This is a genomic window from Kitasatospora sp. NPDC022856 (assembly GCF_055561235.1).
In genome coordinates this window covers 35,739-50,171 of record NZ_JBVHHE010000015.1, presented here as the reverse complement: position 1 = coordinate 50,171, position 14,433 = coordinate 35,739, and the positions used below count along the sequence as shown (strand labels likewise).

General features: G+C 72.8%; 11 protein-coding genes and 1 pseudogene. 6 read left to right on the top strand and 6 right to left on the bottom strand.

The genetic code is table 11. From position 1 onward, the window contains the following. Positions 1–116: 116 nt before the first annotated feature. Together ACZ34W_RS20295 and ACZ34W_RS20290 are read right to left on the bottom strand one after the other, a co-directional pair. Positions 117–1,115, bottom strand: coding sequence for an ArsR/SmtB family transcription factor (locus tag ACZ34W_RS20295; RefSeq protein WP_329485646.1), 999 nt, complete (start codon positions 1,113–1,115; stop codon positions 117–119). Between the two features lie 481 nt (positions 1,116–1,596). Next, positions 1,597–1,938 carry a hypothetical protein gene (locus ACZ34W_RS20290; protein WP_465605930.1) on the bottom strand — a complete coding sequence of 114 codons (342 nt, stop codon included), beginning with the start codon at positions 1,936–1,938 and terminating at the stop codon, positions 1,597–1,599. 305 nt (positions 1,939–2,243) lie between these two features. Between ACZ34W_RS20290 and ACZ34W_RS20285 the strand changes: the two genes are divergently transcribed. After that, a complete protein-coding gene (locus tag ACZ34W_RS20285; protein WP_465605928.1) occupies positions 2,244–3,182 on the top strand; it encodes a RimK family alpha-L-glutamate ligase in 939 nt (312 codons plus the stop codon). Between the two features lie 2 nt (positions 3,183–3,184). After that, entirely contained in the window at positions 3,185–4,459 is a 1,275-nt protein-coding gene (locus ACZ34W_RS20280) for an MFS transporter (protein ID WP_465605926.1), read from the top strand. A gap of 62 nt (positions 4,460–4,521) precedes the next feature. Here the strand turns inward: ACZ34W_RS20280 and ACZ34W_RS20275 are convergent, their stop codons facing one another. From ACZ34W_RS20275 to ACZ34W_RS20260, 4 genes are all read right to left on the bottom strand, one after another. After that, positions 4,522–4,710: a hypothetical protein gene (locus tag ACZ34W_RS20275; protein ID WP_465605924.1), complete on the bottom strand. Its 189-nt coding sequence runs from the start codon at positions 4,708–4,710 to the stop codon at positions 4,522–4,524. 428 nt (positions 4,711–5,138) lie between these two features. Beyond that, positions 5,139–6,656, bottom strand: a complete 1,518-nt coding sequence (locus ACZ34W_RS20270) for an MFS transporter (RefSeq protein ID WP_465605922.1) — start codon at positions 6,654–6,656, stop codon at positions 5,139–5,141. Between the two features lie 165 nt (positions 6,657–6,821). Beyond that, complete coding sequence (locus ACZ34W_RS20265) at positions 6,822–9,026, bottom strand: catalase (protein WP_465605920.1); 2,205 nt, start codon at positions 9,024–9,026, stop codon at positions 6,822–6,824. Positions 9,027–9,158: 132 nt separating this feature from the next. Then, positions 9,159–9,668, bottom strand: a complete 510-nt coding sequence (locus tag ACZ34W_RS20260; protein WP_329485643.1) for a DUF6328 family protein — start codon at positions 9,666–9,668, stop codon at positions 9,159–9,161. Positions 9,669–10,011: 343 nt separating this feature from the next. Between ACZ34W_RS20260 and ACZ34W_RS20255 the strand changes: the two genes are divergently transcribed. The 4 genes and pseudogenes from ACZ34W_RS20255 to ACZ34W_RS20240 all read left to right on the top strand — a co-directional run. Continuing rightward, complete coding sequence (locus tag ACZ34W_RS20255) at positions 10,012–11,799, top strand: thiamine pyrophosphate-requiring protein (RefSeq protein ID WP_465605918.1); 1,788 nt, start codon at positions 10,012–10,014, stop codon at positions 11,797–11,799. A 571-nt stretch (positions 11,800–12,370) separates the two neighbouring features. Next, positions 12,371–13,246, top strand: coding sequence for a ribonuclease BN (locus tag ACZ34W_RS20250; RefSeq protein WP_329485640.1), 876 nt, complete (start codon positions 12,371–12,373; stop codon positions 13,244–13,246). Positions 13,247–13,407: 161 nt separating this feature from the next. Beyond that, positions 13,408–13,701 carry a WhiB family transcriptional regulator gene (locus ACZ34W_RS20245; RefSeq protein ID WP_329485639.1) on the top strand — a complete coding sequence of 98 codons (294 nt, stop codon included), beginning with the start codon at positions 13,408–13,410 and terminating at the stop codon, positions 13,699–13,701. A gap of 121 nt (positions 13,702–13,822) precedes the next feature. Beyond that, a pseudogene (locus tag ACZ34W_RS20240) lies at positions 13,823–14,287 on the top strand (SRPBCC family protein); the annotation flags it as partial. Between the last annotated feature and the right edge of the window lie 146 nt (positions 14,288–14,433).

Sequence of the window (14,433 nt, the reverse complement as noted above, 5' to 3'; positions counted from 1 at the left end):
GTGCTCCGGGCCCGGACCCGCCGGTAGGCGATCACGCGGCAGGCGGGTGCCGGGACCGCCGCGTGGATGCGTCGCGGAGGTTCCAGCCGGGACCTGGTGCGGACACCGGCCGGTGCTCAGGCCTGCGGCGGGGGAGGCGGGTTGTCGAGGAGGAGGTCGTGGCCGACGTCGGTGAGGGCGTGGCGGACCTGCTTGCCCTCGCGCTGGGTGGCGATCAGGCCGGCCGCGCGCAGGGCGGTGGCATGGGCGGAGGCGGAGGGCGGGGTGACGCCCAGCCGCTGGGCGAGCTCGGTGGTGGAGCAGGCGCTGCCGGCGATGGCGCGCAGGACGCGGGCCCGGGCGGGGCCGAGCACGGCGGCGAGGCCGTCGGCGGCCGGGGTCCGGGCCGCGGGCTCGGCGGCCGGAAGGGCGATCGGGTGCAGCAGCAGGCTCTGGCGGTCCGGCTCGGCCAGCAGGCTGATGCTCCGCTGGACGAAGTAGTTGGGCCGCAGTTCCAGGCCCCGGCCGCCGAGTTCGAAGGAACCCTCCAGCTCGCCGAGGGTGCACTCCAGCACCCCTTCGTCCCGCCAGACGGCCTTCGGGTGGAGCGTGCCGAGCATTTCGCCGATCCCGGAGCGGGCGGCGGTGCGGGCCCGGACGGCGATGTCGGCCTCCAGGGCGCGGCGGATGTCGGGCCAGTCCGGGGCGAGGCAGGCCTGGAACAGCGCCCAGGCGCCGTCGCTGACCTCGCGCAGGCCCCGGCTGCCGTCGTCGCGCAACCGGGCCAGGGCGGCCGGGAGTCCCAGGCGGTCGCCGAAGATCGCGACACCCTCCTCCACGGTCTGCTGCGGGACCGAGAGGAGCGCGTCGAGCTCGTCGGTCAGCTGGCGGCGGACGGCGTCGAGGTCCGCCACCATGAAGTCGGGGATGCCGATCGGGCTCGCGTTGACCACTTCGAGGAAGCGCACGGCCCGGTGGGGCACGTGGCGGCGGGCGTCCCGCCACCAGCGTTCGCTGCGCGACCCGTTGCCCTGGTGAACGCCCAACCGGGCCGAACCGGCCAGCAGATGGTCGAGCGGGGATATGACGAACCGGGTCCTCGCGAGGTCCGCGACCCCGAACCTCAGTGCGATCACGAACCTTCCTCCGGCTCCCCGCAGCCATCCTGACCTGCCGCGTTGTTGACTATTAGGCTCAGAGGCTAATGCATGGCCGTCCGGCCGTCCCCCTTGGCATGCTCTCTCTCGTCGGCGCGACTGAGGCCCGCTCCGGCCCCCACCACGAGGGGAGTGGGGGCCGGAGCACGATCCTCGACCGGGCGTTCGCCGAGCCGAGCGCCCGGTGTCGCCCGGCGGAGCGGCCACGGCGGCCAAGGCGGCCGCGCCGGCCGTGGTCTGACGGCCCGCCCGGGCGCAGAGGGCGTTTGCGAAGTCCCCCCGGGTCCGCGGCCTCGCAACCGCCCCTAGAAGGCCGATGAAGATCTGGGTCTGTGAAAAGAACCGCTGGACCGACCCGTCCTTGGCCGGAAACGTCCACCGGTGTGATGCGTCGGCTGCCCCGTGCCCGCTGCGTCGTAGTGCGACGCAGCGGGCACGGGGCACGCGTGGGCGGGACGGCCTACTTGTTGAACATGACGGAGCGGAACTTGAGGTTCGCGCCGCCCTTGCCACCGCCCGCCTTCAGGGTGAAGGACTCGCCGTCGCAGTCGCTGTCGGTGAACACCGTCGCGATGGAGCTGGTCCGGTTGCGCGGGGAGTGCGCGGGCGTGGCCGGCTCGGCGACCTCGTCCAGGTTGATGCACACCCGGCCCTGCGGGTCCTTCAGGCTGCCGTCGATGGTCTTGCCGCCGCTCTCGTAGGTGTAGACGAACTGGCCGGTCGCGGCGGTGGCCGACGTCGGCAGGCTGACGGTGAGGGTGAGCCCGGTCAGGGCAACGGCGAGGCAGGTACGAAAGCGCATCACGGACGTCCTTGGAGTCGGGAGCGGGGGTGTACCCACGATCTCGCGTTCGGTGAGCCGCGAGGGCCTGGATGCTGCTCTGTCGCCCGTCCGGGTCGCGTCGGTTACGCCAGGTGGCGGTGCCCGGTCGCCGGTATCGAGGCTCTCCGCCCGGTCGAGGTCCCGGGTACAGGCAGTTGATTTCGGCTGCTGACGCGCCCCGACCCGGCCCGCCGCGCCGCTGTCCGGCGCAATGCCTGCCCAATCCGGGCGTTGGGTGTCAGCATCGCTGGGTTGTGGGTACGGCCAGGTGAGGAGCTGCTGCGGTGACGGTGAGCGATGCCCCGGCGAGGCGGCGTCTCGGCGGCCGGGCGGGCGATCAGTGCTGGCTGCTGACGGGTCCGGGGCTGCTGGAGAACGGCATCGTCGGCGACCTCGCCGCGGCTCTTGAGGAGGCATTGCCCGGCCGGTTCGCGGTGTGGCGCACCGATGAGCTGCTGCTCGGGATCGAGGGCGGGAAGCTGACGCTGCGGGATCTGGGCGGCTACCTGCTGGAGGCGCCGGGTGTGGTCTACGCCCGGCTGGCGTCCCCGAGCCTGAGCACCGACCGGGAGGGCACGCTGCTGCGTCATCTGGTGGCGATGGGCACGGTGCTGCTCAACCCGTTGGAGGCGGTGCTGGCGGGGGTGAACAAGTTCTGGCAGCTGCAGCAGCTGGCCCTGGCGGGTCTTCCCGTTCCCGACAGCCACAGCTACGCGCACGCGGGGCTGGAGGATGTGATCGCGGCGGGGGTTTCGGTGCCGTCGGTGGTGAAGTCGGTGCGCGGCCAGCGCGGCGGGCAGGTGTTCCTGGCCCCCGACGCGCAGATGCTGCTGGAGGTCCACGGCAGCCTCAAGGCGGAGTACCCGTACCTGTTCCAGCGGTACGTCTCCCACTCGCACGGCCGCGACCTGCGGGTGGTGGTGGTCGACGGCCGAGTCGTCGCGGCCCAGGTCCGCTCCGCCGCCGACGGCGGGATGAGGTCTAACCTGGCGCTCGGCGGAACCTCCGTGCTCTGCCCCGGCCTGCACCCCGAGGGTGAGGCACTGGCCGTCCGCGCCGCCCAGGTGCTCGGCCTGGCGGTGGCGGGCGTGGACCTGCTCTTCGAAGCGGACGGCGGGTTCACGATCTGCGAGGTCAACGCCAACGTCGGCTGGCGCGAGCAGATGAGCGAGGTCACCCCGGCCGTCGTGGCCGCCTGCGTGGCCAGGCTGACCCGGGTGTAGCGATGGCCCACCCCCGGGCATCCGCCGCGCCGACCCCACCCGTACGGACATCGGCCTTAGCGCCGCTGCGCCGACGCAACTACCGCCTCCTCGCGATCGGCCAGGCGGTGTCGAACACCGGCACCTGGATGCAGAACATCGCCCAGGGCTGGCTCGTCCTGCGGCTGTCCCACGGCGACGGGACACAGTTGGGCATCACCACCGCCCTGCAACTGCTGCCGATACTGCTCTTCGGCGCCTGCGGCGGATCGCTCGCCGACCGCTTCCCCAAGCGCCGGCTGCTGCTGCTCACCCAGACCGTCCACGGCACGCTCGCCCTCGCCGCGGCCCTGCTCACCGCCACCGGGTCCGCCACCCTGGGCGCCGTCTACGCGCTCTGCCTCGCGCTGGGCCTGACCATGGTCGTCGACAAGCCCACCCTGCAAGCCTTCATCGCCGAAGCGGTCGAGCCCGACGACCTGCCGAGCGCGTTGGCGCTCAACAGCGCGGTGCTCAACCTCGCCCGAGTGGCCGGCCCCGCACTGGCCGGCCCCGTCATCGCCGCCTTCGGCGTCGCGCCGGCCTTCGCCCTCAACTCCCTCTCCTACGCCGTGGTCCTGGCCACCCTGCTGCGCATGGACACCCGCGCGCTGCGCCCGCCACCGGCTTCCGCGGGCGCCGGGCGGCAGGTGCGGGCCGGGCTGCGGTACGTGCGCGAGCGCCCCGAGCTGGGCCTGACACTCGTGCTGGTGGCCCTGGTCGCCGGCGTCGGGATGAACTTCCAGATCACCACCGCGCTGATGGCCACCGAGGTCTTCCACTGCCCGGACGCCGCCTTCGGCATCGGCTCCGCCGCGCTGGCCGTTGGCGCGGTGACCGGCTCGCTGCTCGCGGCCCGCGCGCGCCCCCGCGGCTGGCGGCACACGGCCGGCTACGCGCTCGCCTTCGGGACACTGGAGGCCGCGAGCGGCCTGATGCCCGACTTCCCCACCTTCGCCCTGACGCTGGTGCCGACCGGAGCGGCGCTCCTGCTCTTCATGACGGCCGCCAAGGCCCGACTGCAGCTCGCCGTCGCCCCCGCGCTGCGCGGTCGGGTCATGGGCCTCTACATGCTCGCCTCACTGGGCACCACCCCGCTGGCCGCGCCCGGCATCGGCTGGCTCTGCCAGGCGGCGGGCCCACGCTACGGACTCCTGCTCGGCGGCACCGTCTCCGCGCTCGCCGCCGTCGGGGTGGGCGTGCTGCTCGGCCGACGCCCCAAGTCCCGGCCCACCACGACGGCGGCCCTGCCGGCGTGACCGGCTCCGAGGAGCCGCAGGCCGGCAGAACCGCCGTCATGGTGCGCGTCAGCGCCTCGGGGTCAGGTACGGGAAGCGGTGAAGTCGAGCTTGCCCTCGACCCCGGCGGTGGAGACCTTCCCCGTGATCTTGGTGACCCGGGTGCCGACGGGGCAGAGCGTCCCGTTGGTGACGCCGGTCTCCCCCGCGTAGGTGGGGAAGGTGATCTGCCCGCGCCCCAGGCTGTTGATGCGCAGGACGAAGTTCCCCACCGCCGCACGCGACTCATCTGCCGAAGCCGTCACCTCCGTCCTCACCAGCGTGCTCCCCAGCGCCTGCGGCGCGATCGAGATGGCCCGCGTCGACCCGCCCGGCAAGGTCACACTCCCCTCGAACGCCTTGTCGAGTTCGCCCTCACCGACCCAGTCCGAGACCGCACCGCCACACGTGTTACCAGTGGCAGCGCCCGCCGGCACCGCCAGCACAGCCACACCCAACGCCCCAGCAAGAGCAACAGCACAAACAGAACGAGCACCAGCAGACAGCCGCCGCATCGAAGATCCCATCGTCAGTGGCCCCCCACAGCTACCTTTCGCACCCACACAAGCACCCCCCGTAGCCAGCAGCCACCGGAGCCACCCACAGCTACGCCACGTGCCGCCGACACGCCGCCCGCAGTGTCGGCAGGATCTTCATCGGCCTAGGTGCTCTTCGCCGCGCCGACGGTGCTGAGCGGCGCGGCCAGCGACTCCAGGCTGCGCCGTTCGGCCCGGACCCCGATCGCGGCCTCGACCAGCCCGGCGGCGGTCATCAGGGCGGCGCCGATGCAGAACGCGAGGGTCGTGTCGGACACCTTGCCGCTGCTCACCAGCCCGTTGAACAGCAGCGGCCCGCTGATGCCGCCCACCGCCGTGCCGACGGCGTAGAAGAAGGCGATGCACATCGCCCGGGTCTCCAGCGGGAAGATCTCGCTGACGGTCAGGTAGGCCGAACTCGCCCCGGCGGAGGCCAGGAAGAGCACCGCCGTCCAGCAGGCCGTCATGCTGACCGCGGACAGCGAGCCCTGTTGGAAGAGGGCGGCGGTGCCGAACAGCAGCAGGCCGGAGCCGATGTAGGTGCCGGCGATCATCGGTTTGCGGCCGACCGAGTCGAAGAAGTGGCCGAGCAGCAGCGGGCCCAGGAAGTTGCCGACCGCGATCACCGCGAAGTAGTAGCCGGTGTCGCCCTCCGGCACCTCGAAGTACTTGGTGAGGATGACCGCGTAGCCGAACGTCACCGAGTTGTAGAGGAAGGCCTGGCCGATGAAGAGCGCGAGGCCCAGAACCGTGCGGCGCGGGTAACTGCCCACCACCGTACGGGCGATCGTGATGAAGCCGAGCGGTCCGCGCTCGCGGATGCGGATCGGGTCCCCCTCGACCGGCGGCAGGGCGCGGCCGGTCTCCTCCTCCACGATCCGTTCTGCCTCGGCCACCACCTCCTCCGCCTCCGCGGCGCGCCCGTGGGTGAACAGCCAGCGCGGGCTCTCCGGGACGTGCCGGCGCACCAGCAGGATCACCAGGCCCAGCACCACGCCGATGGCGAAGGCGAGCCGCCACCCGACGTCGGTGGCGAACAGCGCGGTGTTCAACAGCGCGATCGAGGCGAAGGCGCCGAGCGCCGCGCCGATCCAGAAGCTGCCGTTGATGATCAGGTCGATCCGGCCGCGCACCCGGGCCGGGATCAGCTCGTCGATCGCGGAGTTGATCGCCGCGTACTCGCCGCCGATGCCGAAGCCGGTGAAGAAGCGGCAGAGGAAGAAGAACCAGGCGCTCCAGGAGAACGCCGTGACGGCGGTGGCCACCAGGTAGACGGCCAGGGTGAGCATGAAGAGCTTCTTGCGCCCCAGCCGGTCCGTCAGCCAGCCGAAGAACAGGGCGCCGCTGCACGCACCCGCCACGTACACGGCGGCCGCGACGGTGGTCACCTGGGTCGTCGAGATGCTGACGCCGCTGCCCTGCTCGGCGAGCCGGGCCGCCATGTTGCCGACGATCGTGACCTCCAGACCGTCGAGGATCCAGACGGTCCCCAGGCCGATCACGATCCGCCAGTGCCAGCGGGACCACGGCAGCCGGTCGAGTCTGGCCGGCACGTCCGTCTCGATGACCTCGCCACCGGGCGAGTCCCCGGTCTGCGGTGGCTGTTGCGACCTCTTCGCGGACGCCTTCACCGAGTCGGCCATGACACTCTCCTCCTACGCCGGAACGGGACGCCCCCGCGTCTGCCCGGCTCTCCGGCGATCACACGGGCCGACCCGCGTCCGCCGGGACCCGGCCGTACCCCCGGGCCCCGACGCGCCGTTGGCGGCCCTCGACGGGGCCGCCAACGGCGCGTCATGACCGGGCGGTCAGCGCTCCGGGAAGCGGTGCCGCTCCAGCAGGCGGGCGAAGCCGTCCCAGAAGTCCTCGTCGGCCGGCTCCCCGGAGCCGCGGACGGCGACCCCGGCCAGGTCGGTCGGATCGCCGGCCCCGGCTGCGCGGACGAGCCCGGCGCCCGATCCGAGGACCGCCACCGGCTTGCCGTGCCGCAGCGCCTCGGTGACGAACCGTACGGCGTCCGGATCGGCGGTGAGGTCGGGTCCGGTGCCGCCCGGCACGATCACGGCGTCGTAGAGGACGCCGGTGCCGTCCGGTACCACCACGGCGTCGTAGAGGACGGACGCGGTGGTGGGCAGCGGGCGGTCCACCACGAGGCGGCCGCCGTCCCGTGCGGGCAGTTCGCCGCCGTGTGCGGCGAGGGTCTCCACCGTGGCGCCGAGTGCACCCAGGTGCTCGTGCGCGGCCCGCACCTGGTCGGCGTCCGCGCCGGGGCCGACCAGCACGGCGACCTTGCGGGTGCGGATGCCGGAGCCGCGCAGGTGCTCCAGGCTCAGCGCGGGGGAGACCAGCGGCCCGGCCGCGCCGGCGTCCTCCTGCGCCGGGGCGTCCAGCTCCGCCGGCTCCGGCTCGGGCACGCCGATCCGCCGGGCGACCTCCGCGGCCAGGACGGGGTCGACGTGCACGAGGTTGCCGACGGTGCGCCGCCGCACCTCCTCGTCGACCACCTTGCCCAGCTCGAACGCGAAGGCGGCGGTGATGTGTTCCTGCTCCCAGCCGGTCATGCTGCGCCAGAACAGGGTGGCCTGGCTGTAGTGGTCGGCGAAGCTGGGGCTGCGGCGCCGGATCGTCCGGCCGTCGACCCGCTCCTGGTAGTGCTGGAATACCCCCTCCGGCAGCCGGCCGCCGCCCATGGTGAACGGGCAGCCGCCTCCCACGGAGTTGGGCGAGTAACCGTGACCGGGGTGGATGGTCTGCTGGCCGTGGCCGTCGCGGTGGTTGACCCGGACGTCGGCCAGCGGCCGGTTGACCGGCAGCTGCGAGAAGTTGGGGCCGCCCAGGCGGATGAGCTGGGTGTCGAGGTAGGAGAAGTTGCGGCCCTGGAGCAGCGGGTCGTTGGTGAAGTCGATACCGGGGACGATGTTGGCGGTGTGGAAGGCGACCTGCTCGGTCTCGGCGAAGAAGTTCTCCGGATTGCGGTTCAGGACCATCCGCCCGACCGGCCGGACCGGCACGAGCTCCTCCGGCACCAGCTTCGTCGGATCGAGCAGATCGAAGGGGAACGCGAACTCGTCCTGCTCCGGTATCAGTTGGACGCCGAGCTCGTACTCCGGGAAGTCGCCGTCCGCGATCGCCTCCCACAGGTCGCGGCGGTGGAAGTCCGGGTCGCGTCCGGCGGTGAGCTGGGCCTCGTCCCAGACCTGGGAGTGCGTTCCGAGCAGCGGCCGCCAGTGGAACTTCACGAACGTCCCGCGACCGTCGGCGTTCACCAGGCGGAAGGTGTGGACGCCGAAGCCCTGCATCATCCGGTAGCTGCGGGGGATGGCCCGGTCGGACATCGCCCACATGAGCATGTGGGTGGACTCGGGCTGGAGCGAACAGAAGTCCCAGAAGGTGTCGTGGGCGGAGGCGCCGGTGGGGATCTCGTTCGGGGCCTCCGGCTTCACGGCGTGCACGAAGTCGGGGAACTTGGCGGCGTCCTGGATGAAGAACACCGGCATGTTGTTGCCGACCAGGTCGTAGTTGCCGTGGCGGGTGTAGAACTTGGTGGCGAAGCCGCGGACGTCGCGCACGGTGTCGGCGGAGCCGCGCGGGCCCTGGACGGTCGAGAACCGGACGAAGACCGGAGTGCGCCGGCCGGCCTCCTGGAGGAAGTCGGCGCAGGTGAACTCGGCGAGCGACGCGTAGGGTTCGAAGAATCCGTAGGCGCCCGCCCCGCGGGCGTGCACCACCCGCTCGGGGATCCGCTCGTGGTCGAAGTGGGTGAGCTTCTCCCGCAGCTGGAAGTCCTCCAGCAGGGTGGGCCCGCGATCGCCGACCGTCAGCGAGTTGTCGGTGTCGTCGACCCGCACGCCCTGGTCGGTGGTCAGCGCTCCGTTCGGGTCAGGAGCCCGGGCGGCGTCCAGCGCGGCGTCCTTGGCATCGCGCCCGTGCTCCACCGGCGGCCCCGGATTCGGGGTCCCGGTGACGAGGGGCGCGTGAGGGCGGTGCTCGGGAGGTCCGGGGTTGATCGTCATGGCACGCTCTCCGTCCTGGAAGGGGCCGGGCCGCCGCTCTCCGGGCGCCCGGCCTGGGTCGGCGGTGCGGCTGCCCGATGGACGGGAGCGCAAACCGGGCGGCGCGCGTCCGGGCCCCGGCCCGGCGGAGGCTCAGCGGTCCCGGTCCCTCCGGTGGGCGTGACGGCGCAGCACCGAACGGGGCAGGACGAGCCAGCAGACGCAGAACCACGCCAGCGCCGCGCCGCTGAGCACCCAGGCCGCCGGTGAGCTGTCGGTGGCGGTGCGCAGGAGCAGCAGCAGCGCGGACGAGATGGTGAGGGCGAGCAGCACCAGGCCGAGGCCGATGAGCCGCCCGGCGACGTGGATGAGCTCGGGCTTCATGCCGTGGCCGGACATGAAGCGGTGGAACGCCACGGGGGCGATGAGCGTGCCGGTGGCGAAGGCGCCGAGCAGGACGGTGGCCACGTAGAGGTGCTTGTCGAAGTCCGGCAGTGTCGCGAAGCGGGGGGTGAAGGCGGTGGCGAGAAGGAAGCCGAAGAGGATCTGGGCGCCCGTCTGGCAGACCCGCACCTCCTGCAGCATCTCGTTCCACAGGCGGTCGGCACGCTCTTCCGGAGTCTCGTCACGCCCCCGGGCCGGTCGGTCGTGGTCTGCGGTCATCGGCGGGTCCCCTGCGGCGGTCTGGGCCGGGCGCCGACGGGGCGGCGCGGCGCGGCGAACGGGTATCGGCGGCCGGTGTGCCCTCGGCGGGACCGGCGCCGCACCCGTCTGCCCAGTCTGGCGACGGCCAAGCAGGGGCGCCACCGGGCGCGGCGGCCCGGCCCGGGCGGGCGGCGGAAACCCGCCGGGCGGCGCTCACGGGCCAGGAGCGACTGCGTCCGGGCACCGCGGCCGCGGCCTCCACCGGCCGGGTTTCGGCCGGCCCCGACGGGTCAGACGAGAGCGCGGGGCGTTTCTCCCGGTCCCCCCGCCGGCGAGTCGAGCTGCGAACGGAGCCCAGCAGATGAAGGTCTCGGACTACATCCTCGAACGTTTGCGGCAGTGGGACGTCGAGCACGTCTTCGCCTATCCCGGTGACGGCATCAACGGCCTGCTCGCCGCCTGGGGCAGGGCCGACGACAAGCCGCAGTTCGTGCAGGCGCGGCACGAGGAGATGGCCGCCTTCGAGGCCGTCGGCTACGCCAAGTTCTCCGGCCGGACGGGCGTGTGCGCCGCGACCTCCGGCCCGGGCGCGATCCACCTGCTGAACGGCCTCTACGACGCCAAGCTCGACCACGTCCCGGTCGTCGCGATCGTGGGCCAGACCGACCGCAGCGCGATGGGCGGCTCCTACCAGCAGGAGGTCGATCTCCTCTCGCTCTACAAGGACGTCGCCTCCGCCTACTGCGAGATGGTCACCGTCCCCGAACAGCTGCCCAACGTGCTGGACCGGGCGATGCGCATCGCCGCCACCAGCCGCACCGTCACCGCCGTGATCGTCCCGGCCGACGTCCAGGAGCTCGACTACCGGCCGCCGGCCCACGCCTTCAAGATGGTGCCCTCCAGCCTCGGTGTCGGCCGGTACGCGCCGGTGCCGTCGGACGCGGACCTCGCCCGCTGCGCCGAGATCCTCAACTCCGGCGAGAAGGTGGCCGTCCTGGTCGGCCAGGGTGCGCGGCGGGCGCGCGCCGAGGTCGAGCAGGTCGCCGGGATCCTCGGCGCCGGGGTGGCGAAGGCGCTCCTCGGCAAGGACGTGCTGCCGGACACGCTGCCCTACGTGACCGGCTCGATCGGCCTGCTGGGGACGCGGCCGTCCTACGAGCTGATGCGCGACTGCGACACCCTGCTGGTGATCGGCTCCAGCTTCCCGTACACCCAGTTCCTCCCCGAGTTCGGCAAGGCCAGGGCCGTGCAGATCGACGTCGACCCGTCGATGGTGGGCCTGCGCTACCCGTTCGAGCTGAACGTGGTGGGCGACGCGACGGAGACCCTCAAGCGCCTCATCCCCCTGCTGGACCAGAAGACGGACCGGTCCTGGCGGGAGACGGTCGAGGAGAACACCGCCCGCTGGTGGGAGGTCATGGAGCGGCGCGCCGCCGTCTCCGCCGACCCGCTCAACCCCGAGCACGTGGTGCACGCCCTCGACGCCCTGCTGCCGGAGAACGCCATGATCGCCGCGGACTCCGGGTCCGCCGCCAACTGGTACGCCCGCCACCTGCGGATGCGCGGGACGATGCGCGGGTCCCTGTCGGGCACCCTCGCCACCATGGGCCCCGGGGTCCCGTACCTGATCGGTGCGAAGTTCGCCCACCCGGACCGCCCCGCCATCGCCATCGTCGGGGACGGCGCGATGCAGATGAACGGCCTCGCCGAACTGATCACCGTCGCGAAGTACTACCAGCAGTGGTCGGACCCGCGGCTGATCGTCGCCGTCCTCAACAACCAGGACCTCAACCAGGTCACCTGGGAGATGCGGGCCATGCAGGGGGCCCCGCAGTTCGAGCCCTCCCAGCACCTGCCGGACGTGCGGTACGCCGACTTCGCCGTCCAGCTGGGCCTCTACGGCACCCGGGTGGAGAAGCCCGAGGACGTCGAGCCGGTGTGGCGCCAGGCGCTCGCCTCGGAGCGGCCGTACGTCATCGACTTCCGCACCGACCCGGCCGTGCCGCCGATCCCGCCGCACGCCTCGCTCGACCAGATCACCGCCGCCGCCTCGGCGGTCCTCAAGGGCGACAGCGACCGCGGGTCCATGGTCAAGCAGGGCCTCAAGGCGAAGATCCAGGAGTTCCTGCCCGGCAGCGGCAAGGAGTGAGCGCGATGACCAAGGCCCCGGCCGCGCGGCAGCTGCCCGGGCTCGTGCCCCGCGCGGTGCACGACGTACGCCACGGCCGCTTCGAGCGGTCCCTGTCGCTGCTGATGTCGGGCGGCGCCCTGGTGACGGCCGCCGAGATCTACCTGGGACGACCTGTCCGGGCTGGCCCTGGTCCGCGACGCCCTCACCGCCGACGTCGCCGCGGGGGAGCACGGCCCCGACCTCGCCCCCGCGTACACCACCACCGGCGCCGCCATCCCGGACCGGCGCACCCTGGACCTGCCGGGCTACCCGGGCGGCTTCGACGCGGCGGGCAACCACGTCAACCGGCAGTTCCAGCTCGACGCCCTCGGCGAGTGCCTGCTCCTCCTCGCCGCCGCCCGCCACGGCCGGCTGGACACCGACGGCGTCCAGGCCGCCCGGATCGCCGCCGACGCCATCGCCCACCGCCACACCGAGCCCGACGCCGGGATCTGGGCCGGGCCCACCCGCTGATTGCGCAGGCCGTCCCTGTCTGCGACAGCCTGCGCGTGGTAGGCGCGAGGACGGGGACGACGGCGTGGAGGCCACCATGGCTGAGGACCGGGACCGGGACCGGGACGCGACCCCGGGCACGGCGGGCACAGCGGGCGCGACCGTGGCGCCCGGGCGCCGCAGCGCCGCCTCGGTCGCCCTGGAGGTCTGGAAGCAGGGCCGCTCGGTGGAACTCCTGCAGCGCTCGATGGCCTTCGCCGCGCTGTTCTTCGTCACGCTGGTGCCGCTGCTGATCGTGATCGCCGCGGCCCCGCCCACCCGGAACAGCGGAATCAGCCAGTGGATCACCGACGGCCTGGGCCTGACCGGCCGCGGCGCGCAGGCCACCCGCGGCCTGTTCGCCTCCCGCGGCCAGATCCTCAGCACCACCACCGGCTTCGGCCTCGCCGCCCTGACGGTCTTCGGCATCTCCCTGATGGCCTCCGTCCAGACCGTCTACGAGCGCATCTGGCAGCTCGAACGCGGCCCCTGGCACGCCGTCTGGCGCCAGGCCCTCGGCCTGGCCGGACTGACCGCCTACATCCTCATCGCCGCCTGGAGCGGCAGCCCGTGGCAGGGCAGCGCGGCCCAGCCCGCGCTGCGCCTGGCCGCCACCGTGCTCGGCGGCGTCCTGCTGTTCTGGTGGCTGCAGCGCCTGCTGCTCGGCGCACGCGTCCCCTGGCTGTGGCTGCTCCCCGGCGCGCTGGCCACCATGGCCGCCCTGACCGGGCTGCGGTACTTCTCCCGGCTGGTCCTCGCCCCGCTGCTGGTCTCCAACGCGGTCTCGTACGGGACGGTCGGCGCGGTCCTGGTGGTGCAGTCCTGGCTGATCGGCGTGGGCTACACCATCTACGGCGGGGCGCTCGCCGGCCACGCGATCATGAGGAGGCGGGCGAGCCTGGCGTCCGACGGCGCCGTGCCGGCGGACCGCTGACGGGTGAGCGCCGACCGGCGACCGTTCCGGGGAGCCCCGGTACGCGTGGGATCGGCGGGAGCGGGCACACGCCCGCACAGCCGAGGCCGTCCGGCGGCCCGGCCCCTCGCCACCCGTACTCCCGACCCTTCCCGGTCACGTCCAGCCGAGGTGAGAACCCCTTGACCAACATCTCGCGCCTGCCCGGCGCCTTCGACCACCGTTGGAACTGGCAGCTCGCCGCCGCGTGCCGCTCCGTCGACACCGCGTTGTTCTTCCACCCGTTCGGTGAACGCGGCCAGGCACACGACGACCGGGAGGAGCAGGCGAAGCGGATATGCCGGGGTTGCCCCGTCCGCGAAGAGTGCCTCCGGCACGCCCTGGAGGTGCGTGAGCCGTACGGTGTCTGGGGCGGTCTGTCGGAGACGGAGCGCGCCGACCTGCTCGGCCCCGTCCGCTCCCCGCAGGCCGCGTGACCGGCACGCCGGAGCCGGGCCCCGGGACCGCCCGGGTGACCTCCTGATTGAGCGCCCGCGATCGGGGCAGGCGCGCCGGTGTACGGAATGCCCGATCCTGTCGATTCGGAAGGAGACCGTTGTGAGCAAGGTGAAGGAGTCCATCGACGTGGACGTCCCGCTGCACAGCGCCTACAACCAGTGGACGCAGTTCGAGGACTTTCCGCGTTTCATGGAGGGCGTGGAGGAGGTCCGCCAGACCGACGACCGGCACTCGCACTGGACGACGAAGGTCGCGGGTGCGCGCCGCGAGTTCGACACCGAGATCGTCGACCAACTCCCCGACGAGCGGATCTCCTGGCGCACCGTCGGCGGTGACGTCCAGCAGATGGGAGTCGTGACCTTCCAGCGCCTCGACGACTCCCACACCCGGGTGAGCCTGGCCATGGACTTCCACCCGAAGGGCATGGCCGAGAAGGCCGGTGACCTGCTCGGTGTCCTGGACCGGCAGGTCAAGGGCGATCTGAAGCGGTTCAAGGGCTTCATCGAGGAACAGGGCCGCGAGAGCGGAGGCTGGCGCGGCCGGCTCTCCCCCGAGGGCACCGGCGGTCAGGGCACCGGAGGTCAGGGCTCCGGCGGGCCCACGGCACTCGGCGACGCGCCGCCGCGCGAGCGGCCCCAGGCGCGGATGACCGGTGAGGGCGCACCGCCCCTGCCGGCGGACCCGGACGACATGCGACACGGCTGACCCGC

Coding starts and splice junctions, on each gene's coding strand:
- ACZ34W_RS20290 (WP_465605930.1), bottom strand. CDS start 1,938: ATGCGCTTTCGTACCTGCCTCGCCGTTGCCCTGACCGGGCTCACCCTC.
- ACZ34W_RS20280 (WP_465605926.1), top strand. CDS start 3,185: ATGGCCCACCCCCGGGCATCCGCCGCGCCGACCCCACCCGTACGGACA.
- ACZ34W_RS20250 (WP_329485640.1), top strand. CDS start 12,371: ATGGCTGAGGACCGGGACCGGGACCGGGACGCGACCCCGGGCACGGCG.
- ACZ34W_RS20260 (WP_329485643.1), bottom strand. CDS start 9,668: ATGACCGCAGACCACGACCGACCGGCCCGGGGGCGTGACGAGACTCCG.
- ACZ34W_RS20255 (WP_465605918.1), top strand. CDS start 10,012: ATGAAGGTCTCGGACTACATCCTCGAACGTTTGCGGCAGTGGGACGTC.
- ACZ34W_RS20265 (WP_465605920.1), bottom strand. CDS start 9,026: ATGACGATCAACCCCGGACCTCCCGAGCACCGCCCTCACGCGCCCCTC.
- ACZ34W_RS20270 (WP_465605922.1), bottom strand. CDS start 6,656: ATGGCCGACTCGGTGAAGGCGTCCGCGAAGAGGTCGCAACAGCCACCG.